Here is a 332-nt window from a genome sequence, read left to right on the forward strand (position 1 = left end):
GTTGCGCTGGGGCAAAAGCTCCATGCTTTGGCACAATCGGATCCGGACTTGATCAACTCCATGCCGGAAGAATTGCAACTTTTCCAAAAGGGATACAGCGATGCCCGGTACAGCAATTATATGTGGAAAGAGGCCCCCGACCCATCGTCACCTTCCTATGAAGCGGACATGCGTAAATATACAAAATGGGTTGAGCGTCGCGAGCGTGATGCTGTGTATAAAGGCCAACGCAAAGCCTCATCCGTCTTTCATGGCAATGCGTTCAAAGTTCCCATTGCCGAGAAAGGAAAGCAAATTGTGTCTGGGGTGAAAGCGACCATGGGTCAACCCTT

Annotated in this window: 1 protein-coding gene; it reads left to right on the top strand. The window is 50.3% G+C overall.

From position 1 onward, the window contains the following. Positions 1–48: 48 nt before the first annotated feature. The coding region (locus V5T82_RS18160) for a hypothetical protein (RefSeq protein ID WP_332897088.1) at positions 49–332 on the top strand (284 nt) is incomplete at its 3' end.

The sequence above is a fragment of the Magnetovibrio sp. PR-2 genome (assembly GCF_036689815.1).
GTDB lineage: Bacteria > Pseudomonadota > Alphaproteobacteria > Rhodospirillales > Magnetovibrionaceae > Magnetovibrio.